This is a genomic window from Methylobacterium sp. Leaf117, assembly GCF_001422985.1.
Classification (GTDB): domain Bacteria; phylum Pseudomonadota; class Alphaproteobacteria; order Rhizobiales; family Beijerinckiaceae; genus Methylobacterium.
Genome location: NZ_LMNL01000012.1, coordinates 56,169 through 79,789, shown reverse-complemented (window position 1 = coordinate 79,789; position 23,621 = coordinate 56,169). Strand labels below are relative to the sequence as shown.

Below are 23,621 nucleotides of genomic sequence, written 5' to 3'. Positions count from 1 at the left end.
CCATCCGTCAGTGTGAGGCGGGCAGCGCGCCGTCGAGGAGCCGGACTTCGGCGGCCATCTTGCCCTTGGAACCATCGCCATAGCGGACGAGAACCATCTCGCCCGGCTTGAGTTCGGCGATCCCGTAGCGGCGAAGCGTCTCCATGTGAACGAAGATATCGGGTGTCCCATCGCCGCGGCTGAGAAAGCCGAAGCCGCGGAGACGGTTGAACCACTTCACCACCGCGGTTTCGAGCCCGCTGGTGGGTGTAACCGTGACATGCGTGCGCGGAAGCGGCAGCTCTGAGGGGTGCAGCGCCGTCGACTGGTCGAGCGAGATCACCCGGAAAGCCTGCCAGCCGCGCGGCCGCTCGGTGGCCTCCACGACGACGCGTGCGCCCTCGCTGGCGCTTTGGTGCCCGTCGCGACGCAGGCAGGTGATGTGGAGAAGCACGTCGGCCGAGCCGTCGTCGGGGACGATGAATCCGAAGCCCTTCGAGACATCGAACCATTTGATCCGACCGGCGACCTCCATGAGGTCGAGGGGCCGCTGGGCATCGATGCTCTGTCCTTCGACGGAGCGGTTCTCGTCCTGCTCCCCCGACGAACGCTGCCCAAACGGGCCTGAACCGAAATCGTCAGACATGTCAGCAACCCACACCGAATCACGTCACGCGACCCGCGCCAGAGATTAACAAAGTCATGACTCGGCGGAAGCCCGTTTCATGCGTCCGCCGGCTTCCCGATGCCGCATTGTTCGGCAGGGCTGTGCGCGCGCAACAGCGCACCTTGCCATTTTCCGGCGCAAAGACCGGCGGGGGCTCAGGATTTTTTCGATCGAGCGCGCAAAGCTGAAATTTCGTTAGCGCTATTGCGCGAAAGCGTCCGTCGAGACCGGAGATCGTCGCGTCGTCGCGGAGGCCATCATTCGATGGTACGGCCTCTGCGATGAAATCCTGGTTGTTGACCTCCGTTGCGCCGCGCTTCCGGTACGCTGCTCTGGATGCCGCGCGTGGCCTCGCACTGCTGGCGATGGCGCTCTACCACGCCACGTGGGATCTCGGGGCTCTACGGCTCACGCCGGAGAACTATGCCCTGACGCCGCCGGGGCGCATGATCGCTCACGGAATCGCCGGAACCTTCCTCGTGCTCGTCGGCATCGGGCTCGTTCTGATGAATGGCGGCTGCTTCGCGCCCAAGCGCTTCGGCCTGCGATTCGCCCGCATCGCGGCTGCGGCCGCCCTTGTGACAGTCGCAACCTACCTCACCGATCCATCAAGCTATATCTTCTTCGGCATCCTGCACTGCATCGCGGCCTCGAGCGTGCTGGCCCTGCCCTTTGTGCGAGCGCCCGGCTGGGTTGCCGCCGCTGGAGCAGCCGTCGTGATCGCCGCTCCGCTTTGGGCCTCCGGCGGTCCGTTCGATGCGCCGATCCTGTCCTTCATCGGATTGGGACGCGGCACGCCGCAGACCAACGACTACGTGCCGCTGTTTCCCTGGTTCGGCATGGTACTGGTGGGGGTGGCGCTGGCCCGATACGGGCGGGACGCCGTCGGCCGATCGCAATTGGCCGACTGGTCCGGGACTGGCTGGTTCGGGCGTGGTCTGAGCTGGGCCGGTCGCCACAGTCTGGCGATCTACCTCATCCATCAGCCTATTCTGATGGCTCTGCTGACGGGCCTCGTCACCCTGACCGGACCGCATCCGCAGGCTGGTGTCGCCGAGTTTCGGGCGCTTTACGTGCGAAACTGCCTTGCCACTGGCGGCGAGGTCACAGCCTGCAGCCGGGCCGCCGCCTGCGTCTCGGACGCCTTTCGGCGAGAGAACCTCTGGGCCGACCGGCCCCGAAGCTTCACCCAGGCGGAGCGCCAGCGAGCCCAGAGCCTGTCGCAGACCTGCTACGAGGCCGCTGAGGGAACGGCCCCAGCCCCGTGAGGCGGAGGGCCGTTCCCGGAATCGCTCAGTCCTTGGCGCGCTCCACGTAGGAGCCGTCCTCGGTCATGATCACCACGCGGGTGCCGACGGCGATGTGGGGTGGGACGGCCGTGCGTACGCCGTTGGAGAGAATGGCGGGCTTGTAGGACGACGAGGCGGTCTGGCCCTTCATCGCCGGCTCGGTCTCGGTCACTTCGAGAACGACGCGCTGCGGCAGGTCCAGGGTCAGCGCGACGCCGTTATGGGTCGAGACCATCACGGCCATGCCTTCCTGCAGGTACGGCGCGGCGGAGCCGACGACGTCCTTCGGGATCGCGACCTGATCGTAGTTCTCGGGGTTCATGAAGTGGAAGCCCTCGCCGTCCTCGTACAGGAAGGTGTGCTCCCGGTCCTCGACGAAGGCGCGCTCGACCGATTCGGTGGTGCGGTAGCGCTCGGAGACCTTCACGCCGTCGGTGATGCGGCGCATGTCGAGCTGGGTCACCGGGGTGCCCTTGCCGGGATGGATGTTCTCGACCGTCAGGATGACGTAGAGCTTGCCATCCTTGTCGACGACGTTGCCCTTGCGGAGCGTAGAGGCGATCACCTTCACGGGGTCTGGTCCTGCTGTGTTCGTTGAAAAAACGGACGCGGCGCCCCGACGCGGGATCCTCCGCGGGAGCGACATCTTGGCTCCGCCACTAACCTATCCGCGCCACCGTTGCCAGTCGCACCGCAAGGCGGCACTCCCGAGACCCTGATGTCCTCCCGTGCGGGCCGCAAAGTTTTCGCGTATGAACACCCCCTCCCCCTGGTGGGCACCCCATCGCCACGCCGACCGCCGTCCGGCCCTGATGGCGCGCAACCGCATCGTCGCCGCTGTCCGCGCGCATTTCGCGGCGGCCGAGTTCGTTGAGATCGATGCGGCCGCCCTCCAGATATCTCCAGGCAACGAGGCCCATCTCTCGGCCTTCTGTACGGAGGCACTCGGACCGGACGGGGCGCGTCAGCCGCTTTACCTGCACACCTCGCCGGAATTCGCCTGCAAGAAGCTGCTGGCGGCCGGTGAGCCGCGCCTCTTCAGCATCGCCCGTGTCTATCGCAACCGGGAGCGCGGGCCCTTGCACCATCCGGAATTCACGATGCTCGAATGGTACCGGGCCGGGGCCGAGTACATGGAATTGATGCAGGACTGTGCCGACCTCCTGGCGCTCGCGACCGACACCGCCGGCGTCGGCACGCTGCGCCATCGCGATCGGGAGGCCGACCCGTTCGCGACGTTCGAGCGCTTGACCCTGGCCGAGGCTTTTGCCGAGCGCGCCGGCATCGATCTCCTCGCCACCGTCGATCGTGACGGTTCGACCGACCGCGATGCGCTCGCCGAGGCGGTACGTCGGGCCGACCTCCGGGTGGCGGAGGACGACACCTGGGCCGATTTGTTCAGTCGGGTGCTGGTAGCGCGAATCGAGCCGAATCTGGGCATCGGGCGGCCGACCATCCTGTATGAATACCCGGTCAGCGAAGCGGCGCTGGCGCGGCCGAGTCGACACGATCCCCGCGTGGCCGAGCGTTTCGAGCTCTATGCCTGCGGCGTTGAACTCGCCAATGGCTTCGGGGAGCTCACCGATGCCGACGAGCAGCGCCGGCGCTTCACGCTGGAAATGGCCGAGAAGGCTCGCGTCTATGGCGAGACCTATCCGATCGACGAGGACTTCCTCGAAGCCCTGGCGATCATGCCGGAGGCAAGTGGCATCGCCCTCGGCTTCGATCGCCTCGTCATGCTGGCAACCGATGCCCGCCACATCGAGGATGTGATCTGGACGCCGGTGGCGGGCGGAGCTCGATGAAGACGGCCCTGCGCAGTCCAGCCGCCCTCGTCCGTGCGGGCCTCGTGGCGCCCGGCGATCTCTCGGCCCTGGAGGCCGTCGCGGCGCGCTATGCCGTCTCGCTGACACCTGACATGGCCGAGTTGATCGATCCGTGCGATGCCGCCGACCCGATCGCGCGGCAGTTCCTGCCCCGGGCCGAAGAACTCGTGACCCGGCCCGAGGAGGACGCTGATCCCATCGGCGACGCGGCCCACAGCCCCCTGCCGGGCCTCGTGCATCGCTATCCCGACCGGGTCCTGCTCAAGCCCCTGCACGTCTGCCCGGTCTATTGCCGCTTCTGCTTTCGGCGCGAGATGGTTGGCCCCGAGGGCCAGGGGACCCTGAGCGAAGCCGAACTCACCGAAGCCTTCGCCTACATCGCGGACCGGCCGGAAATCTGGGAAGTCGTCGTTACCGGGGGCGATCCGTTCGCACTCTCGGTGCGCCGCCTCGCACACCTCGCCGGCGCTCTCGGGGCCATCCCGCACGTGCGCGTCCTGCGCTTTCACACGCGGGTCCCCGTCGTCGATCCGGGCACGGTCGACGACGACCTGATCGGCGCCCTGAAACGTTTCGGCGGCGCGGTCTTCGTGGCTCTGCATGCCAACCATCCCGCGGAATTCACTCCGGCGGCGATGGCGGCGGTGGCGAGGCTGGTGGATGCCGGGATCCCGATGGTGAGCCAGACGGTCCTCCTGGCAGGCGTCAACGACGATCCCGCGACCTTGGCGCTCCTGATGCGTCGCTTCGTCGAGAACCGGATCAAGCCGTACTACCTGCATCACGGCGACCTCGCACCGGGGACCGGACACCTGCGGACGGACTTGGCGGCCGGCCGCGATCTCGTCCGCACCCTGAGGGGCGGTCTGTCCGGCCTCGCGCAGCCGACCTACGTCCTCGACATCCCCGGCGGGCACGGCAAGGTCCCGGTGGGACCGGACTACCTGGAGCCGGCCGGGACGACTTGGCGGGTCACCGACCCTCAGGGCACCACTCACGCGTATCCGCCGAAGCCGGCGCGTCCGTAGGTCCCGGCCGCGGGTGCGTTGACAGCGCTTCGGCGCCAAGCTTTTGATGCGGTCGATCTGCCATGCGACGGTCCAGCCAGGGCGACGCAGGCGGAACGCCAGGTGTTCGGGGAAACGAATGGGTGTGTTTCAAGAGTTCGTCGGGCGTTTCTCCCAGACCATGGGGGCCTTTCTCGGCGACCGCCCCCTGATGGAGGCAGCGGTCTCGGCCTCGGCCAATGTGATCCTGGCGGATTACGAAATCGACGAGGAGGAGATCGAGGCAGCGCTCGCCGGCATGCGTTCCAATCCGATCCTGGAGCGGGGCTACGACACGTTGAAGCTGGAATCGGAGCTGTTCGAGGGCATTGCCCGCGCGCGGACGCGTGCTGGGCGCGCGGAGAACCTGAGCTTCGTCTCGGCCATCGCCGAGCGGGACGTTGCCCAGCGGACGAGCGTGTTCCTGATCGCGGCGGATGTCGCCGATCAGGCCGGGATCAGCGAGCTCGAGCACGTGGCGCTGGCTGAGATTGCAACTGCGCTCGGCGTCGACAAGGACGCTCTGCTCGGTGCTGCGACGCCGGCCGGCAGACCTCGTATGTAGTGCTCAGTCGTCATTCCGGCCGGTCATCAAGGCGGCATCCTTCTCGATCTGACGCTCGAATCGGCGCGGAAGCAGGTTCGAGCGGTCCATCCGACGCAGTCCGAGCATCATCAGGATCAGGGCAACGGCCGCAAACGGGGCGCCGACGATCAGCGCCGCGAGGATTTCCGACCCGATCAGAGCCGCCAGACCCTTCACCAGAGCCACGAGCACCATCGTCAACGCAGCCACCAGCAGGATGACGGCTGTACCGAAGCAGGCGAACACGCCCAGGATGGCGCGGATGTTGCCATCCGTCTCCCGGCGCATCAGTTCGAGTTCCTGCCCCACGAGATCTCCGCCGTGGCGCAGGCCCTCACTGATCAGGCGGCCGAGGCTCGGCGTCGGTGGGGCCATCGGGGCGGGTCCTTTTCGTTGGCCGAAGCATCCTGCATGCGCCGGACCTCGAAGGCCACAACCGTGACGGTTCGATCCCGTTCCAGCCAGCCGCGATTCGGTCAGGCGGCTTCCGCATCCCGCGTTTCGGACAGGGCAAGGGCGATCGCATCGAGGAGTGCGGTGTCCTCACCGGCCATCGCCTCCATCGAGGCCATCCGACCGACGACGGTGGTGGCGATGCTCTCCTCCACGGTGCCTTCGGCCAGGGCATAGTAGATCGTCGCCTTCTGCCCATCTCGATGGCAGCGGCCCTCAATCTGGGCGAGCTGAATCGCGCTGTGGCGCAGGTCGTGGACGATCAGAGCACGGGGCCGCTCGCCACCCGGCAACTCGCCGGCGTGGAGCGAGATCGACTCGGTGACGGTAAAGACGATGGCATCGAGCCCGCCGGTCTGGAAGGCGAGACGTGCCGCCTCGTTGGCCTCGCCCGACTGGGTGCCGGTGATCGTCTCCGCCCGCCAGCCGGCTGTCCGCAGCGCCTCGACCAGCGCGGCGGCCGTCTCCAGGAAAGCGACCGAGATCGCCACTGCATGGCCCTCTTGCATCAGGAGGTCGGCGAAGCCCGTGGTTCCCGAGACCCGGAGCAAGCTGGCCTTCTGGCGAAAGCGCAGGTCGGCGGCCCAGCCCGCTGGCTTGCGGGTACTGCCACCCAGCAGCCCCCATTCGCGGCGGAATTCCCGCCAGGTGGCGTCGTAGAGCCGGCGCTCGGCGGGGCTGAGGGCGACTGCGCTGAGGGCACGCTGCACCTCCGGCCAACCGGCGATGTCACCCGGTCGCCGCCGAAGCCCGATCGCTCGATCACCCTTGAACAGGAGGTCGGCCATGATCGTACAGTCGCGCGGGTTTGCCTCCCAGGACCAGTTGGTCCAGCGCCCCTTGGCACGGCCGATGCCGAGATGCTGCATCAGCGTGCGGAACTCGGCCAGTGTCCCGGTCGGCTGGCCTGCGGCCTCGCCGAGCAGACGGCCGAGATACGAGAGTTCGTGCGGGGCCTGGCCCGCCGTGGCGCTGAGATAGATCGTGAAGGCCGCACCCTCCGCGATCTGTCGGCAGACGAGGCTCTGCTGGGCGTAGGGATTGCGGATGCGGTGGCTCTCGTCGAAGACCACCAGGGACCATGCGCGTTTCGGCGTCCCGTGCTTGGCCAGCGCATTGTTCCTGGCCCGGGTCGAGCGCCGATTGCTCGGCGGCGGAGGCGCCATCAGGCCCTTCGTCCGCTCGTAGTTCGTGAGGGTCACGTCCTTCTCGGCGAGGCCCGACAGGGCGATCGTCCGCCGCCACTGAGGCATCGCGCCTTTGGGACAGACGATCAGCACCTCGCGCTCCGGCATGGCGGCGACAGCGCACCAGACCGACAGAGTCTTGCCGAGCCCCGTCATGTCTCCGAGCAGAAAACCCGAACGCCCCGCGTTCCGCGCGGCCAGGATTGCTGCGCTGGCCGCCTGTTGATGAGGGCGCGGGATCAGACGTTCGCTAGCCACCATCAGGAGTGTTTCCTGACCCGGCACGAAGCGTCGGATTTTATTCTCGTCGGGGCTTTGCAACCATACTCGGGAGATCTTGCCGCCATCCTCACCACGTTTTGAAAACCCTGGAACTGTTCAGGTTGTGCTTTTGTTAAGGGATCATCTCGGCACGCGGCCGGGCGCCCTCATCGGAGACATCGATGCCGACGATCTCGCTGCCAGCTGCGTCGCGCGCTGTGATCGCCCCTGCTTTCGGCATGCTGATGCTGACTCTGCCGGCCCAGGCCCAGAGCGCTGAAGGTGGATTGTTCGATCTGCTGTTTGCGCCTGCCCGCCCCGTCCAGCAAGTCGCACCGGCGCCCGCGCCGGATTTCGATTACGGACAGGCGCGCCGCTCCATTCGGCGGGCAGCCCATGCCGGGCGCCCGCGTCCGAAGATCCGCTATGCGGCCCTGCCGAAATCGGAGCCCCTCAAGATCAAGGTGACGGACCGCCAGACTCCGATCGACATGACAGCCGGACCGGCCGCTGCCTTCATGCGGGACGAGACACTTCGGCCCGGTGATATCGTGGTGATGAAGGACGGACCCAAGGTCTTCGTCGGCCGCACTGACGACCGGCATACGGCAGCCGATTTTGCCAGCATCGGCCGGTCCGACTTCATCGATCGGCGTACGCGCACCCAGTTGACCGCGATGATGCTGCCCATCGGAGCGATGCCGGCGGATCAAGCCCGGAAGATGATGCAGCAAGCGCGCAAGGTCATGCCGGCCAATACCGAACTGCAAGCCAAGACCGAACTGACGGCAATGCGGGTGATCAATCCATGGACGACCGCTCGCTAGACCGGACTGAAAGTTTCGGCAGGGTCACGCTGTCCTGACGCTGGCCAGGAAGCCCGTTACCTCGCGACGTAGGTCTGAGGCCTGACGCGCCAAGTCGCTTGCCGCCGACAGAACCTGGGAAGAGCCGCTTCGCGCCGCTTCTGCCGCTTCGCGAACACCTGTAATGTGGCCGGACACGGCGCGCGTGCCCTCCGAGGTTCGCACGGTGTTCCGGGCGATTTCCTGCGTCGCGGCATCCTGCTGATCGACTGCGGCCGAGATGTCCCCGGAGATCCGGTTGAGGCGCTGAATCACCTCGGTGATTCCCCCGATGGCCGTGACGGAGGCCTCCGTCGACTGCGAGATTTCGGCGACCTTGGCGGCGATTTCCTCCGTGGCCTTGGCGGTCTGAGCTGCCAAATTCTTGACCTCGCTGGCGACCACCGCGAAACCGCGCCCGGCATCGCCGGCGCGGGCGGCCTCGATGGTGGCGTTCAGCGCCAGCAAATTGGTCTGCCCGGCGATGCTGGTGATCAGTCCGACGATCTCCCCGATGCTGCTGGCGGCAAGCGCCAAACGGTTCACATCCTCGGCCATCCGGCCGGCATCGCGTTCCGCCTCGCCGGCGACGGCGGTCGAGGTCTCGACGCGGTTGCCGATCTCCCGCACCGAAGCGCTCAACTCTTCTGTCGCGGCCGCGACCGTATCGGCCGTCGCGGCGGTCTCGGAGGACGCCGTGGCCACCGACTGGCTTAGGGACGAGGTGTCGCTCGCGGCCTGATTGAGGGCGTAGGCGGCGGTCTCGAGCTGGCTCGATGCGGCCGAAACCGCCTCCACGATGCCGCTGGCCTGGGCTTCGAAGCGATCGGCGAGCGCGACCATCTCGGCCCGGCGGACCGAAGCGGCCTTCGCGGCGAACTGGTCGGCCTCCCCGGCGATGCGGCGGCGCTCGGTCACGCTGGCCTCGAAATCGATGGCCGCCGCAGCGATCGCCCGGACCTCGCGCGCTCCCTTCCGCGGAATTGCCCCGGCCTGCTCGCCGCGGCCAATCGCCGTGAGCGCGCCGGCGATCCGGGTCAGGGGACGGGCGATGGCCGTTCCGAAAGCGTAGGCCAGCCCGCAAGACAGAGCCAGCGTCGCGATACCGGCCGCGACCCACAGCAGGACGCTGCGCTCGGCTTCGGCGCGGGCATCCGCGGCTGCCATCCCGAGATCGGCGGTGAGCCGGTCTTCGATGGTCTTCAGGCTGTCAATCCGCTGCGTGGCGACGCCGAACCAGGCGGGTGCATCGGTGAAGGACAGGGCCGTTCCCGGGATCGTGTCGAGAATGATGCGACGCAGGCGCTCGACTTCGCGGGCCGGAGCAGCCGTTTTGACGCCGTCGAGCAATGCTGCCTGGGCCGAACCTGCTCCGAGGCGGAACAGGGATTCGTAGGTGGTCTGGCCTGCACTCAGGCCCGCCAAGCGCTCATGCCCCGCGAGATCGGTCTGTCCGGCGCCGAAGATCGCTGAGGCGGTGGCGCGCTCCTGGCCTGCGAGTTCCTTGAGGGCGAGAAATGACGAATAGGCGGCGATGCGACCGGCGAGATCGGCACTCGCGGCCACCTGGGAAACTTCGCGGACGAGGTCGAGGGCGCTGGCGATCACGCCGGAATAGGCGGCCATGTTCTGGGCCGGCGTGCGCGTTAGGCCATCGACCGCCGCGCGATGCGGGCCAATGGCGGCGATCTGGGCGGTCAAGGCTTCGCTCCGGCGAGCGACGCCCGCGCCGAAGGCTCCGACATCCATGCCGGCTCGCCCTGCATCGAGGGCCGTCCGGGCTGCGTCGGTGCGCAAGCGCTGCGCATCCAGTTCCGCCCGGAACTTGGTGCCCTTCGCGCCGAGGAAGAGACTGGAGGCTCCACGTTCCCGCTGGGTCTCGTGCACCAAAGCACTGATCCGACCCGCCATCCCGACAAGATCCTCGACCTGCACCATCTGAGATCGCAGGCTCATCCGCTCGGTGATGGCAAGACCCACCACCACCGCGAAGGCGAGACAGGGAGCGAGTGCAACGAGCAGGATTCGGAAGCGCAGCGATGAAATGAAACCGGCGGACATCAGACGAACCTGCTTGCAAGATGATGCAGCGATGGTTTCATTCATCGGGTAAAGGTTGCGTTGCATTGGTATCTTATGATGAAAATTTGGTCATATCTGATACAAATTTGGTAACGATGAGCCGTTTGCGTTCCACGAACTCTGGGTTGCTCCCTCCAGGAATCTGGCGTCTTCCGTGTAGTCGCTCATGACTCAAGCCGTGGAATGGACGCCGTCCTTACGCCCGGTCGTGATCCTGATGAGTCAGGCGGAGACTGGATCGCATTCGACCTTTGTCGGATTTGAGACGGCGCAACGGAGACAACGAAGCCGGCATGTCGATCGACCGCTGTTCCCCCGATCCGGCGCGGTCTCTGGCGGCGGCCGCCGATATTGTGGTTGTACGCTTTTTGTTCTAGCTGAAGAGCCGATATGCGCGGTGTGCGCCTTGCCCGCGGTTGCCTTGCGCCCGACATGCGGCGAACGGGTCGTTCCGAGACGTGCCGGGTCCCGCACCGCAGACCTTCCGAAGAGACTCCATGGCCAAAGCCAAAGCCGCCGCCAAGAAATCGCAAGCCGAGGCCGAGAAGGTCGAAGCCAAGATCGAGGCATTGTTCGACGGGGCGGCGGCGCGCGATGCGCGGGTCATTTCGGTGCGCGGCGCGCGCGAGCACAACCTGAAAAATATCGACCTGACGATCCCGCGGGATCGGCTGGTGGTCTTCACCGGGTTGTCGGGGTCCGGGAAGTCGTCGCTCGCCTTCGACACGATCTATGCGGAGGGGCAGCGCCGCTACGTCGAGTCGCTCTCGGCCTATGCGCGGCAGTTCCTCGAGATGATGTCGAAGCCCGATGTCGATCAGATCGACGGCCTCTCACCGGCCATTTCCATCGAGCAGAAGACCACATCGAAGAACCCGCGTTCGACAGTCGGCACCGTCACCGAGATCTACGATTACATGCGGCTCCTGTGGGCGCGGGTCGGCATTCCCTACTCGCCTGCGACTGGCCTGCCGATCGAGAGTCAGACTGTCAGCCAGATGGTCGACCGCGTGCTGGCCCTACCGGAAAAGAGCCGGCTTTACCTGCTCGCGCCGGTGATCCGAGGCCGCAAGGGTGAGTACCGCAAGGAGATCGCCGAGTTCCAGAAGAAGGGGTTCCAGCGCCTGCGCATCGACGGGGAGTATTATCCCATCGACGACGCGCCGAAGCTCGACAAGAAGCTCAAGCACGACATCGACGTTGTGGTGGATCGCATCGTGGTCCGGCCTGACATCGCCGCGCGTCTGGCCGATTCGTTCGAGACCGCCCTGGAACTGGCCGATGGCATCGCCCTGATCGAGTTTGCCGACGCGCCGGAGGGCGAAGCCCCGCGCGAGCCCATCACCTTCTCGTCGCGCTTCGCCTGTCCGGTCTCCGGCTTCACCATCGCGGAGATCGAGCCGCGTCTGTTCTCGTTCAACAATCCGTTCGGTGCCTGCCCGACCTGCGGCGGCATCGGCCATGAAATGCGGATCGACCCGGAACTCGTCATCTCCGACGCCAAGCTAAGCCTCAAACGCGGCGCTGTCGGTCCCTGGGCGAAATCGACGTCGCCCTATTACGGACAGACCCTCGACGCGCTGGCGCGCCATTACGGGTTCAAGACCACGACCGCGTGGAGCGATTTGACCGCTAAAGCCCGAGAGGTCGTCCTGTATGGGACGCAGAATGAGTCGGTGCGCTTCGCCTACGATGACGGGATGCGGGCCTACGAGGTCAACAAGCCGTTCGAGGGCGTGATCCCGAATCTCGAGCGGCGCTACAAGGAGACAGAGAGCGACACCTCCCGCGAGGAGATCGCGCGCTTCATGAGCGAGACGCCCTGCGCCACCTGCGGCGGCAAGCGCCTGAAGCTCGAAGCGCTCTCGGTCAAGGTCGCGATGCAGGATGTGGGCGAAATCACCGCGCTGTCCGTGCGCGACGCCCATGCCTGGTTCTCGGATCTGCCGGGTAAGCTCACCGACAAGCAGAACGAGATCGCTTTCCGCATCCTCAAGGAAATTCGCGACCGTCTGACCTTCCTGATCGATGTCGGCCTCGAATACCTGACGCTGGCGCGCGGCTCCGGCTCGCTCTCCGGCGGCGAGAGCCAGCGAATCCGCCTCGCCTCGCAGATCGGCTCCGGGCTTACCGGCGTGCTCTACGTGCTGGACGAACCCTCGATCGGCCTGCATCAACGCGACAACGAACGCCTGCTCGGCACCCTGAAGCGCCTGCGCGACCTCGGCAATTCCGTGATCGTCGTCGAGCACGACGAGGACGCGATCCTGCAAGCGGACTACGTCGTCGATGTCGGCCCCGGCGCCGGCATCCATGGCGGGCGGATCATCGCCCAGGGCACACCCGCGGAGGTTCTGAAGAACCCGGACTCACTCACCGCCAAGTATCTCACCGGCGAGATGAGCGTGCGGGTGCCGACGGCGCGTCGCAAAGGGCGCAAGGGCACGCTGAGCCTGATTGGCGCCCGCGGTAACAACCTGAAGAACGTCTCCGTGGACATCCCCCTCGGAACCTTCACCTGCATCTCGGGCGTCTCCGGCGGCGGCAAATCCACCCTGATCATCGACACGCTGTACAAGGCTGTGGCGAAGTCACTGAACGGAGCCCTCGAGCATCCGGCGCCCTACGAACGCCTCGACGGGCTGGAGCATCTCGACAAGGTCATCGACATCGACCAGTCGCCGATCGGGCGCACCCCGCGCTCCAACCCCGCGACCTACACGGGAGCCTTCACGCCGATCCGTGACTGGTTCGCCGGCCTGCCGGAAGCCAAGGCGCGCGGCTACCAGGCCGGGCGCTTCTCCTTCAACGTGAAGGGCGGACGCTGCGAAGCCTGCTCCGGCGACGGCGTCATCAAGATCGAGATGCATTTCCTACCGGATGTCTACGTGACCTGCGACGTCTGCAAGGGCCGCCGCTACGACCGTGAGACCCTGGAGGTGAAGTATCGCGACCATTCGATCGCGGACGTGCTCGACATGACCGTCGAGGAGGCGGCCGACCTCTTCAAGGCGGTGCCGACGATCCGCGAGAAGATGGAGACCCTGGCGCGGGTCGGTCTCGGCTACGTCAAGGTCGGGCAGCAGGCGACCACCCTGTCGGGCGGCGAGGCGCAGCGGGTCAAGCTGTCGAAGGAACTGTCGAAGCGCGCCACCGGGCGCACGCTCTACATCCTCGACGAGCCGACGACGGGACTGCACTTCCACGACGTTGCAAAGCTGATGGAGGTGCTCCATGAGCTCGTCGACCAGGGCAACACCGTCGTGGTCATCGAGCACAACCTCGAAGTCATCAAGACGGCCGACTGGGTTATCGATATGGGGCCAGAAGGCGGCGACGGCGGTGGCGTCGTGGTGGCTGAAGGAACGCCCGAGCAGATCGCCAAGTCCCGCGCCAGCCATACAGGTCGATTCCTGCGTGACGTCCTGGCCCGCCGTCCCGCTACGGCCCTCGTCAAGGGACGTGCCGCTGCCGAGTAGATCATCCGCGAGCCCGGATTCGCGCAGGACACGGAGAAGGCGGCCCTGATTCGTCCGCGTCGGAGAGGCAAAAGTAGCTCGGCACAGCGTCACGACCGAGCCCACCCGCACCAATCGGGGTACGGGGGCTACGCCAACTGCGCATCGGCCATGGGTCCTTTGCCGGAAGCTCCTGACGCCCAAGCCAGACCATAACAGCTTGAGAGCCCAGCGGTATTTTGCCGATGTTGGTTCGCACGGGTGCTCAAATAGCCGCGCCAACCTGCTCAAATGGTTAACAATTCCTTCCGCTGCACTGCACCGAAAATGCGACTTTTGAGCAACGGTCAGGGTCGATCTGCCCCGTTTCCAAGCATTCCGCTGTCCTTCCGCGGCGTCCTGTAGAATAGTTCTCGACGTTGAGACTTGAAAACGGGCCGCAAGGGGGGCCGCCGAATCCACTGCAAACAAGCCGCACGCAAGCGGCGCATCGGCAGAATGGTTCGGACGGCTGCGTGGCGGACGCCTGAAATCCTTGGGAAGGAATGAATAAGATGTCGAAGAACTGGCTCGTTGCCGGAGCGCTCGCGCTCACCGCCAGCATGACTGCCACCGCTGCCTACGCGCAGAGCACCACGGTTCCGGGTGAGCAGGTCGGCCTCGCCACCGGTGCGCCGCTGCCCGAGGGCATCTACGCCCTGAACACCTTCGTCTACCAGATGCGCGATAACCCGTCGCCCCTCGACGTTGGAGTGAACGTCCCGGTGCTGGTCTGGTCGACCCCGCTGGTTCCGCTCGGCGGCCGCATCGAGCTCCTCGTCGCTCCTCCGACCGTCTTCGCCTTCGGTAAGGGCAACTCGGGCCTGCGTGACCTGTCGGTCAACGTCGGCACCTTCGTCGGCGGCATCTGGGCCTTCGATCTCGGCAACAACTTCGGCGTCAGCTTGCTCGGCGGTGTCTACCTCAACGAGCTAAATGGCGATCGCGGCGTTCTTGTTGCCAACAACGGTACCACCGTCCTCCCGACGATTCTGCCGCAGCTCGCTTCGAACACCTACCGCTTCGGCGTTGCTGCCAGCTACACCGGAGATGGCTGGAATCTGACCGCGAACCTGACCGCCAACGTTTATGACTCGCCGGCAACCTTCGGTGGCGGCGGTAGAAACCTCGGACCCGGTGGCTTCGCTCAGTCCTACTCGATCTCCGACGCTCTGAACCTCGATCTGACCGCGACGAAGAAGTTCGGCAAGTTCGAGATCGGCGCCATCGCGTATGGCACCTATAACTTCGACACCAGCTTCAAGGGCGGCAACATCATCAACGCTGCCAACCCGACCGGTACCCCCGATCGTGGCCGGTTCCTGATGGGCGGCCTTGTTGGATATGACCTGGGCTTCGCTACGGCGCAGGTCTACGTTGCTCGTACCGTCGTCAGAAGCATCGGCAGCTTCGACAGCACGGAAGTTTCCGGCCGCCTGATCGTGCCGCTGTACTCGCCGACCCCGGTCGCCGCCGTCGCTGCGCCGATCATCCGCAAGTACTGATCTGGACATCGGCGGCGAGGCCTGGCTTCGCCGCTGCATGACATAGGCAAAGCCCGTCCGACTTCAGTGTCGGGCGGGCTTTCGCATGTTCGGCGGACACCGCAACGCCCGGAGAAACCGGCGCCGATACGGCATTGGAGTCGATGATTTCTATCGGAAGCCGGCGCGTCCCTGAAACTTTCGCCGGTTGCATTCCGTAACGGAGCAAGACCCCCTCGAAGGGGCACCCGTTTTCAGAGGAAGCGCTTCATGATCAACCGTCACGCCCGTCGCCCGATCGCGTCAACGTTCGCCGCCGTCGTCCTCGCCTGCTCCGTCGGCGTCGCGTCCCCGGCTCTCGCGAAGAATCCGATGGTCGGCGGTGCGCCGATGTACGCCTCGAAGACCATCGTCGAGAACGCGGTGAACTCGAAGGATCACACCACGCTGGTCGCCGCCGTGAAGGCTGCCGGTCTCGTCGATACCCTGTCCGGCCCCGGTCCGTTCACCGTCTTCGCGCCCACCAACGCCGCCTTCGCCAAGCTGCCGGCCGGCACGGTCGAGACCCTGGTGAAGCCCGAGAATAAGGCTACTCTCACCCAGATCCTGACCTATCACGTGGTCCCGGGTGTCTACACCGCCAAGGATCTGATGAAGCTCGCCAAGGATGGCGGCGGCGAAGCGCAGCTGAAGACGGTCCAGGGTGAGCCGCTCGTCGTTCAGAGCAAGGGCAAGAAGGTCTACGTGACCGACGCCAAGGGCAGCACTGCCACCGTGACCACTGCCAACGTCATGCAGTCGAACGGCGTCATCCACGTCATCAACGGTGTCCTGCAGCCCTGATCGGGCATTTCGATCCCGTCCGAAGCATAGGAAAACGCCCGCGACCCATCAGGATCGCGGGCGTTTTTCATGACTGTCCCGTGCGGGTCGCTCAGCCGACCCGGTTGAGACGGCGAGCGCCTTCGAATCGGTTGAGGAAGCGTGGCTCCTTCTCCGGTGCAATGCGGATCGCGAGGTGCATGGTACCGCCCTCCTCTTCGCGCCGATCGAGCACTTCGGCGTTCTCGTAGAGCCAGTGCAGGGCTGCGCCGTCCTCCGGTGGCAGGACCACGGCAAAGGTCGAGCGCTGGCGCGCGATCCGCGCCTCGATCCGGGCCGTCAGGACTCCCAGGCCCTCGCCGGTCACCGCCGAGACGAGAACCGGCGCGTCGCTGTCGCGATCGCTGCGGCCCTGGCCGCTGAGGTTGAGCAGGCGGGTGCGCTCGTCCCCATCGAGCAGGTCGGCCTTGTTCCAGACCTCGATGATCCGCGCGGCGGAGGTCTCGATCCCGAGCTCCCGCAGCACGGAGCCCACATCCTCCGCCTGGGCCTCGCTGTCCCCGTGCGAGACGTCCCGGACGTGGAGCAGGATGTCGGCGTGAATCACATCCTCCAGCGTGGCGCGGAAGGCGGCGATCAGCGAGGTCGGGAGTTCCGAGATGAAACCAACCGTGTCCGACAGGATCACGGTCTCGCCATGCGGAAGCTTGGTGGCCCGCGCTGTCGGGTCCAGGGTCGCGAACAGCATGTCCTGCGCCATCACCTGGGCCTTGGTGAGGGTATTGAACAGCGTCGACTTGCCCGCATTGGTGTAGCCGACGAGGGCGACGATCGGATACGGAACCCGGGCCCGGCTCTGACGGTGCAGGCCGCGCGTGCGGGTCACGCTGTCGAGCTCGCGCTCGATCTTGGTCATCCGCTCTTGAATCATGCGCCGATCGGCTTCGATCTGGGTCTCACCGGGGCCGCCGAGAAAGCCGAATCCGCCGCGCTGGCGTTCGAGGTGGGTCCAGGACCGTACGAGACGACTCTTCTGGTAGGCGAGATGCGCGTGCTCGACCTGCAGCGTGCCCTCGCGGGTCGAAGCCCGTCGCCCGAAGATCTCGAGGATCAGCCCGGTACGGTCGATGACCTTGCAGCCGAAAGCCTTTTCCAGGTTACGTTGCTGCACGGGGGAGAGGGCGCAATCCATCACCACCAAGCCTATCTCGCGGGCGCGAATCACGCCTGCAAGTTCCTCGACGCGGCCCTTGCCAAGATAGGTCGAGGGGCGGATCCGCTGCACCGGGGCGACAATCGCCTCGACCACGTCGAGCTCGATCGCGGCGGCGAGGCCAGCAGCCTCGTCCAGGCGGGCATCGGTGGATCGCAGGATCTCGGGCGTGTGGCCCGTGGTGTTGCGTGCCGCCGCGGCCCGGCCGAGATAGGGGCCGACGACGAGAGTGTGGGTGGCCGCCGCGATGTCACCCTCGGGAGCGGCCATCGCCTGGAGCCGGGCTTCGCCGGCCGTCATCGGTTCAGTCATCAATTCCTTTGATCCGCCCTGTCTTGCCGTTTCGTCAGGCTCGGCCTGTCCTCAGGACAATGGGCGTTTGCCGGCCACAGACAAGGGCGCGACAAACGTTTCACTGTTGCGCCAATGGAATGTGCTGGGCTCACACCTTGTCGGGGGCCGTTTCGTCGGGCTCGAAGAGCTGAACAGGATGTCCCGGCATAATGGTGGAGATCGCGTGCTTGTAGACGAGTTGCGAATGACCGTCTCGCCGCAGCAGAACGCAGAAGTTGTCGAACCACGTCACGACGCCCTGAAGCTTCACGCCATTGACGAGGAAGATCGTGAGCGGAATCTTGTTCTTGCGAACATGGTTCAGGAACGTGTCCTGGAGGTTCTGAGCGCGTTCGCCCGCCATTTTTTCTTATCCTTGGTTCGCATCGCCGCCCGCCGTCGTAGCGGGTTCTCATCAGTTGGTCTCGACACGAATCGGGCGCACCCGACGTCACATGCCGATCCCGCAACATTACACGTGTATCCCGCCCCCGATGCAAGTGCATCGCGCGCGTGTTCTCAGGGGCCGATGCCGAGCGACTTGAGTTTCCGGTGGAGCGCCGAGCGTTCCATCCCGATGAACTCCGCCGTGCGAGAGATGTTGCCCGAGAACCGGGCGATCTGGGCCACCAGGTACTCCCGCTCGAAGATCTCGCGTGCTTCGCGTAAGGCGAGGCTCATCAGCTTCTCGCCGCCCGAGCCGTTCGGTGTCGTGGGCACCAGGGCGCCGATCTCGGTCGGCAGCATCTCCGAAGTGACCTCCTGCTCCGGATCGGTATGGGTCAGGATCATCAGGCGCTCGACGTTGTTGCGCAGTTGCCGGATGTTGCCCGGCCAATCGTGCGATTGCAGCACCGCCATCGCATCCTCGGCGATGCGCCGGCGCGGCAGGCCGGTGGCCCCCGAAATCTGCTCCATGAAGAACGAGATCAGCTCCGGCACATCCTCGCGCCGCTCGGACAGCGACGGCACCCGGATGGGCACCACCGAGAGCCGGTGGAACAGGTCCTCCCGGAATCGGCCGCCCGCGATCTCCTCGGCGAGGTCGCGCGAGGACGACGAGATGATACGCACGTCGACGTGGACCCGGGCGGTGCCGCCCACCCGCTGGAAGTTCTGATCGACGAGGACGCGCAGGATGCGGTTCTGCGTCTCGCGCGGCATGTCGGCGACTTCGTCGATGTAGAGGGAGCCGCCATGCGCCTCTTCCAGGGCGCCGACGCGGCGCACCCGTCCTTCGCCGGCCTCGACGCCGAACAGCTCGGCCTCCATGGTGTCCGGCGTGATTGTGGCCGCGTTGATGACCACGAAGGGCCCGCTGGCGCGGGTCGACAGGGCGTGGAGCGTGCGCGCCGACAGTTCCTTGCCGGAGCCCGGCGCGCCGAGGATCATTACCCGGGCGTTGGTCGGCGCGACGCGCTCCACGGTCTGGCGCAACTGGTTGACCACCACGGAGGCGCCGACGAGGCGGCTCGCCTGCCCCGAGCGAGCCTTCAGGTCGCGGACTTCGCGCTTGAGGCGAGAAGCCTCCAGGGCGCGTTCGGCCACCAGGATCAGCCGGTCCGCCTTGAACGGCTTCTCGATGAAGTCGTAGGCGCCCGCCTTGATCGCCGCGACCGCGGTCTCGATGTTGCCGTGGCCCGAGATCATCACCACGGGCAGGTCCGGGTGGCCGGCCTTGATCTGGTCCAGCACTTGAAGGCCGTCGAGGCGCGAGCCCTGTAGCCAGATGTCGAGGAAGACCAGATGCGGCCGGCGCGATTCGATGGCCGCCAGGGCCTCGTCGGAACCGCCGGCCGTCCGGGTGCGGTGCCCTTCGTCGTCGAGGATGCCGGCGACGAGGTCGCGGATGTCGGCTTCGTCGTCGACGATCAGGATATCGGCGCTCATGAATGGATCTCCGCGATTGGGGGGGCCGTCCGCGCGGCACCCTTCTCATCCTGCACGGAGGGTTTGCCCCCCGGCGTCGTTGGGTCGGTGGCGTCACCAGAGGTTTCGAGCGGCACGCGCAGCCGCACCCGTCCGCCCCGGCCTTCCGGATTGTCGTTCAATTCGATCCCGCCGCCATGCTCTTCGAGGACCTTGCTGACGATGGCCAGCCCCAGGCCGGTGCCACCCTCGCGGGTGGTCATATAGGGCTCCAGCAGCCGCTGGCGCCCCTCGGTCGGAAATCCCTTGCCGTTGTCCGTCACTTCGATGACCACGAATCCGTCCTCGGGCACGAGGCGGACATCGACCCGGCCCTTGCCGAGATCGGCTTCGGGAACCGCCTGAACCGCCTCGACGGCGTTCTTCAGGATGTTGGTGATGGCCTGCGACAGGAGCCGGATGTCGAAGGCCGCCAGGATCGGCTGACCGCCCTCCTCCGCGAAGGAGAAATCGAGATCGGGATGGGCCACCCGCATCATGAAGAGGTTCTGCCGGGTGATCTCGCTGAGATCGTTCCGGGCGATGGCGGGTTTGGGCATCCGCGCGAAGGACGAGAACTCGTCGACCATGCGCTTGATCTCGTCGACCTGACGCACGATCGTCGCCGTGCACTGGTCGAAGATATCCTTGTCGGTGGTGATGACCTTGCCGTACTTGCGCCGGATGCGCTCGGCCGAGAGCTGGATCGGGGTCAGCGGATTTTTGATCTCGTGGGCGATGCGCCGGGCGACGTCGGCCCAGGCCGAGGTCCGCTGGGCCGCGACGAGGTCAGTGATGTCGTCCAGGGTCACCACGAAGCCGCGCGCACCGCCCTGGGCCTGCTCGCTGGTCACCCGGACCGTCACGGTGCGCTCGCGCCCGTCGCGGGTGAGCTGGATCTGCTGCTGGAGGGTGCGCAGGCGCGCCTCGCCGCCTTCCGGGAACAGCGCCTGCAGTTCGGGCACGGCCTGGGTCAGGGGCTTCCCGACGATCTCGTCGGCGGTCAGCCCCAGCGTGCGCTCCACCGACGGGTTGGCGATGGTGACATTGCCCGCCGCATCGACGCCGAGCACGCCCGGCGATACCCCGGACAACACGGCCTCCGTGAACCGGCGCCGACGGTCGATGAGGTCGCTCGCCGCCGTGAGCCCGTCATGCTGGCGGCGCAGCTCCTGGGTCATCTTGTTGAAGCTCTCGGACAGGTGCGCGAGGTCTCCGTCGCTCTTCCGGGCCGGCACCTGAGCGTAGAAGTTTCCGGACGCGACCTGATCGGCCGCGTTGATGAGGCGCCGGATCGGCGCGACGAAGCGATTGGCGAAGTTGAGGCCGAACCACACCGCCGAGAGCAGCGCGATCAGCGCGATAAGCACGAAGACCAGCGCGAAGGTGAGCTGGATCGAGCGCTTCAACGAGTCGTAGGTCAGGTATTCCGCCGCCGCCGCCCGCGACACGCCGGGAAACTCGACCGCGAGCTGGCTCACCTCCCGCTGCACCAGCAGCACGGCGCCGTCATAGGCCGGCATTCGCAGGAGTGCGGCGAAGACCCGGCCCTCGTTCGGCACCAGGCAGATCGGATCGGGGGACTTCGCCGCGTCTTCGAAGGCCGCTGCCGAGGGCAGGCGGCGGTCCTTCAGGATGTCGATCTTGGCCCGGGCGACCACCTCGGTCGGGCCGCGCATGATCTCGGCCACGGGCAGGCCGAGCGCGGTGGCCCGCGTGGTCAGGAAGCTCTCGAACCACGTCCGGTTCACGTCGAAGTTCGGGCGTGCCCGGGTCAGGTCGTCCGTCAGGATGCGGATCTCGCGCGCCAGGCTCTGGCACTGGTTCTCCTGGTAAGCGTCAGCGACCTCGACCGATTTCAGCACCACGTCCCGGACGCGGTCGGTGAAGCCGAGGGAGAGGGCGAGATTGATGGTCATCGCCGCCACCACCGCCAGCAGAAGCGTAGGCAGGATCGCGATGATGCTGAACAGGCCGACGATGCGGGTGTGCAGGCGGGCCACCGCTGCATTGGTACGTCGGGCATAGAGGAAGACCCGCGCCTCCCAGGCGATGATCACCACCAGCCCGAGGACGAGGAACACGTTGATGCCGAGCAGCGTCAGCCCGAGGGTCGGCGTCCGGATGACCTGAATGATCCCCGCCAGGATCAGGAAGGTTGCGATGGCCGAAATCAGGGCGGTGATCACCACCAGGGCGCCGATCAGCCCGGGGCCACGCGGGGGCACCCGCACGGCGCTCTCGAGCCGGTCGGACCCGTTGGCCTGCCCCGGCTCGGGAGAGTTCGCCCCCTCCGCGGAGGGGGCCGAAGTGCTGGAAGATCGAAGCCACGGCATGGCTGATGCGTCGCCACAACAGTGTGGCGAAATTAATACGGATGGGGCACGGATCGCTGCGCAAACCGCCGGCGGGCCGGCCGAACGCTCAGCCCGAAGCGTGGTCCGCACCCTTCCGTCGTAGCGTAAAAATACATTATCCTTCCGTTCGTCATCGCGCAGAGATCAGAATGTCAGACACGCCCGTCTTCGCCACGGCCGCCGTTGCGGCGCCTCACCGTCTCGCGGCCCAGGCCGGGCAGCACGTCCTGGCGCAGGGGGGGAACGCCATCGAGGCGATGACCGCCATGGCCGCGGCGATCGCCGTGGTCTACCCGCATATGAACGGCATCGGCGGCGATGGCTTCTGGCTGGTGCGCGAGCGCGGCGGCCGGGTGCGCGGGATCGAGGCCTGCGGTCCCGCCGGCCGCAAAGCCACGATCCAGCGCTACCGCGAGCAGGGCTACGAGGTGCTGCCGTCGCGTGGGCCCGACGCGGCCCTGACGGTGGCGGGTGCCATTGGTGGTTGGCGCCTCGCCCTCGACCTGTCGAAGGCTCTGGGCGGACGCCTGCCCCTGAACACGCTGCTGGCGGACGCCATCTGCCATGCCCGGGACGGCGTCGCGGTCTCGCCCTCGGAAGCGCGTTACGTGCCGAAGGAACTCGATACGCTGCACGACCAGCCTCACTTCGCCGAGACGTTCCTCGACGGCGGCAAGCCCTACGCGGCCGGGGCGATCCGCAAGCTGCCTGCCCTGGCCGCGACGCTGGATCACCTCGCCCATGCGGGGCTCGACGATTTCTACCGCGGCGATCTCGGCCGCGAGATCGCCGCGGACCTGGAGACGCTCGGAACCCCGGTCACCCGGGCCGATCTCGAGGCTTACGCGCCCCGCGAGCGCACGCCGCTCTCGATCCGCCGCCGGGACGCAATGCTCTATAACTTCCCGCCGCCGACCCAGGGCATCGCCGCCCTGCTGATTCTCGGCATCTTCGATCGCCTGCGGATCGACCGGCCGGAGACCACCGCGCATTATCACGGGCTGATCGAGGCAACGAAGCGGGCCTTCGCCATCCGCGACGGGATCGTCACCGATTACGATCGCCTGAGCGTCGACCCGGCCAGTTTCCTGACGCCCGAATCCCTCGACCGCGAAGCGGCTCAGATCGATATGCGCCGCGCCGCGTCGGTGCCCCTGCGCAACCCCGGAGAGGGCGATACGGTCTGGATGGGGGCGATCGACCGTGACGGCCTCGCGGTGTCGTACATCCAGTCGATCTACTGGGAGTACGGCTCCGGAATCGTCCTGCCCAAGACCGGAATCCACTGGCAGAATCGCGGAACCTCGTTCTCCCTCGACCCGAAGGCGGTGAACCCGCTGGAGCCCGGCCGTCGGCCGTTCCACACCCTGATCCCGGCGTTGGCCTGCTTCGATGACGGCCGCGTCATGGCCTATGGCAGCATGGGTGGCGACGGACAGCCGCAATTCCAGTCGCAGATCTTCGCCCGCTACGCCGATTACGGCATGAGCCCAGCCGCAGCGGTCGATGCACCCCGCCTTCTCTACGGCCGGACCTGGGGCGCGGAATCGCTGTCCGTAAAGGTCGAGGACCGCTTCGATCCGGCCTGCATCGCGGCCCTACGCAGCCTCGGACACGACATCGAGGAACTCGGCGGCGCCTATATCGACTCCCTCGGGCATGCCGGGATGCTGATCCGCCATCCGGGCAACGGGTCGATCGCGGCTGTTCACGATCCCCGATCGGACGGAGGCTCGGAGGGGCTGTAACCAAAGGCCATCTTCGCGAACACGTTGTGTGGCAAAGA

Annotated in this window: 18 protein-coding genes; 9 read left to right on the top strand and 9 right to left on the bottom strand. The window is 66.4% G+C overall.

Annotated features, from left to right (window positions below; all coding sequences use genetic code 11):
• Nucleotides 1-7: 7 nt before the first annotated feature.
• Nucleotides 8-514 (bottom strand): cold-shock protein, encoded by a 507-nt coding sequence (locus ASF57_RS07370; RefSeq protein ID WP_200935845.1) that lies wholly within the window; start codon nucleotides 512-514, stop codon nucleotides 8-10.
• 428 nt (nucleotides 515-942) lie between these two features.
• Here ASF57_RS07370 and ASF57_RS07365 point away from each other — a divergent pair, with 428 nt between their 5' ends.
• Nucleotides 943-1,914, top strand: coding sequence for a heparan-alpha-glucosaminide N-acetyltransferase (locus ASF57_RS07365; protein ID WP_244476856.1), 972 nt, complete (start codon nucleotides 943-945; stop codon nucleotides 1,912-1,914).
• Nucleotides 1,915-1,939: 25 nt separating this feature from the next.
• On the opposite strand, the gene efp is transcribed toward ASF57_RS07365, so the two are convergent.
• Nucleotides 1,940-2,506 (bottom strand): elongation factor P, encoded by a 567-nt coding sequence (gene efp, locus ASF57_RS07360; protein WP_055953091.1) that lies wholly within the window; start codon nucleotides 2,504-2,506, stop codon nucleotides 1,940-1,942.
• Between the two features lie 181 nt (nucleotides 2,507-2,687).
• Here efp and epmA point away from each other — a divergent pair, with 181 nt between their 5' ends.
• From epmA to ASF57_RS07345, 3 genes are all read left to right on the top strand, one after another.
• Nucleotides 2,688-3,740, top strand: coding sequence for an EF-P lysine aminoacylase EpmA (epmA, locus tag ASF57_RS07355; RefSeq protein ID WP_056183312.1), 1,053 nt, complete (start codon nucleotides 2,688-2,690; stop codon nucleotides 3,738-3,740).
• On the top strand, nucleotides 3,737-4,789 hold the full coding sequence (locus tag ASF57_RS07350) for a lysine-2,3-aminomutase-like protein (RefSeq protein ID WP_056183317.1): 1,053 nt from the start codon (nucleotides 3,737-3,739) through the stop codon (nucleotides 4,787-4,789). The genes epmA and ASF57_RS07350 overlap by 4 nt, the downstream gene beginning before the upstream one ends.
• Nucleotides 4,790-4,907: 118 nt before the next feature.
• On the top strand, nucleotides 4,908-5,372 hold the full coding sequence (locus ASF57_RS07345) for a hypothetical protein (RefSeq protein ID WP_056183320.1): 465 nt from the start codon (nucleotides 4,908-4,910) through the stop codon (nucleotides 5,370-5,372).
• Between the two features lie 3 nt (nucleotides 5,373-5,375).
• Here ASF57_RS07345 and ASF57_RS07340 read toward each other — a convergent pair whose 3' ends face one another.
• Both ASF57_RS07340 and ASF57_RS07335 read right to left on the bottom strand, forming a co-directional pair.
• Entirely contained in the window at nucleotides 5,376-5,768 is a 393-nt protein-coding gene (locus tag ASF57_RS07340; protein WP_056481552.1) for a phage holin family protein, read from the bottom strand.
• Nucleotides 5,769-5,869: 101 nt separating this feature from the next.
• Nucleotides 5,870-7,294 carry an SNF2-related protein gene (locus tag ASF57_RS07335; RefSeq protein WP_056481549.1) on the bottom strand — a complete coding sequence of 475 codons (1,425 nt, stop codon included), beginning with the start codon at nucleotides 7,292-7,294 and terminating at the stop codon, nucleotides 5,870-5,872.
• 182 nt (nucleotides 7,295-7,476) lie between these two features.
• Here ASF57_RS07335 and ASF57_RS07330 point away from each other — a divergent pair, with 182 nt between their 5' ends.
• Nucleotides 7,477-8,121 (top strand): hypothetical protein, encoded by a 645-nt coding sequence (locus ASF57_RS07330; protein ID WP_244476855.1) that lies wholly within the window; start codon nucleotides 7,477-7,479, stop codon nucleotides 8,119-8,121.
• Between the two features lie 24 nt (nucleotides 8,122-8,145).
• On the opposite strand, the gene ASF57_RS07325 is transcribed toward ASF57_RS07330, so the two are convergent.
• A complete protein-coding gene (locus tag ASF57_RS07325) occupies nucleotides 8,146-10,200 on the bottom strand; it encodes a nitrate- and nitrite sensing domain-containing protein (protein WP_056481546.1) in 2,055 nt (684 codons plus the stop codon).
• Nucleotides 10,201-10,718: 518 nt separating this feature from the next.
• On the opposite strand from ASF57_RS07325, the gene uvrA reads away from it, so the two are divergent.
• From uvrA to ASF57_RS07310, 3 genes are all read left to right on the top strand, one after another.
• Nucleotides 10,719-13,700 (top strand): excinuclease ABC subunit UvrA, encoded by a 2,982-nt coding sequence (uvrA, locus tag ASF57_RS07320; protein ID WP_056481543.1) that lies wholly within the window; start codon nucleotides 10,719-10,721, stop codon nucleotides 13,698-13,700.
• A gap of 533 nt (nucleotides 13,701-14,233) precedes the next feature.
• Nucleotides 14,234-15,223, top strand: a complete 990-nt coding sequence (locus ASF57_RS07315) for a transporter (RefSeq protein ID WP_056482668.1) — start codon at nucleotides 14,234-14,236, stop codon at nucleotides 15,221-15,223.
• A 249-nt stretch (nucleotides 15,224-15,472) separates the two neighbouring features.
• Nucleotides 15,473-16,045 (top strand): fasciclin domain-containing protein, encoded by a 573-nt coding sequence (locus ASF57_RS07310; protein WP_082503755.1) that lies wholly within the window; start codon nucleotides 15,473-15,475, stop codon nucleotides 16,043-16,045.
• Between the two features lie 91 nt (nucleotides 16,046-16,136).
• Here the strand turns inward: ASF57_RS07310 and hflX are convergent, their stop codons facing one another.
• The 4 genes from hflX to ASF57_RS07290 all read right to left on the bottom strand — a co-directional run bounded on the left by hflX (nucleotide 16,137) and on the right by ASF57_RS07290 (nucleotide 21,814).
• The gene (hflX, locus tag ASF57_RS07305) at nucleotides 16,137-17,549 is read right to left on the bottom strand and encodes a GTPase HflX (RefSeq protein WP_056183331.1); all 1,413 of its coding nucleotides are present in this window, start codon (nucleotides 17,547-17,549) and stop codon (nucleotides 16,137-16,139) included.
• Between the two features lie 130 nt (nucleotides 17,550-17,679).
• A complete protein-coding gene (hfq, locus tag ASF57_RS07300; RefSeq protein WP_056183333.1) occupies nucleotides 17,680-17,934 on the bottom strand; it encodes an RNA chaperone Hfq in 255 nt (84 codons plus the stop codon).
• A 155-nt stretch (nucleotides 17,935-18,089) separates the two neighbouring features.
• Nucleotides 18,090-19,460: a sigma-54 dependent transcriptional regulator gene (locus tag ASF57_RS07295; protein WP_056183336.1), complete on the bottom strand. Its 1,371-nt coding sequence runs from the start codon at nucleotides 19,458-19,460 to the stop codon at nucleotides 18,090-18,092.
• The gene (locus tag ASF57_RS07290; RefSeq protein WP_056481540.1) at nucleotides 19,457-21,814 is read right to left on the bottom strand and encodes a PAS domain-containing sensor histidine kinase; all 2,358 of its coding nucleotides are present in this window, start codon (nucleotides 21,812-21,814) and stop codon (nucleotides 19,457-19,459) included. Before ASF57_RS07290 ends, ASF57_RS07295 begins: the two co-directional genes overlap by 4 nt.
• A gap of 170 nt (nucleotides 21,815-21,984) precedes the next feature.
• Here ASF57_RS07290 and ASF57_RS07285 point away from each other — a divergent pair, with 170 nt between their 5' ends.
• Nucleotides 21,985-23,583 (top strand): gamma-glutamyltransferase family protein, encoded by a 1,599-nt coding sequence (locus ASF57_RS07285; protein WP_056481537.1) that lies wholly within the window; start codon nucleotides 21,985-21,987, stop codon nucleotides 23,581-23,583.
• Nucleotides 23,584-23,621: the final 38 nt, after the last annotated feature.